This window comes from Neisseria sp. P0009.S007, from assembly GCF_051962515.1.
In genome coordinates, this window is sequence record NZ_JBQCVF010001330.1 from 1 (window position 1) to 231 (window position 231).

Genomic DNA, 231 nt, shown 5'->3' on the forward strand with positions numbered 1-231 from the left:
GCCCTGCGAAGCTCCATAATGCGCGTGTTGTAGCCCAATATACCCATTTGGGAAAGCTCCCATGATGTAACGCTATCCTGTTTCAATCGGGATAAAACTCGTTCTCTTTGACTTGGCGTTTTTGCCTTGCCGTTGGTAGAATTGCTAATCATGCTTAATAATCCTTTCCGCCGTCTGAATGTCCGTTCAGGCGGCATTTGTTTTGCGCCTGATAAATCAATTCGCCTGCTC

General features: G+C 46.8%; 1 pseudogene. It reads right to left on the reverse strand.

The annotated features are described in order from the left end of the window. Nucleotides 1-152 (reverse strand): annotated as a pseudogene (locus ACTHS3_RS18815) (DNA-binding protein); the annotation flags it as partial. Nucleotides 153-231: the final 79 nt, after the last annotated feature.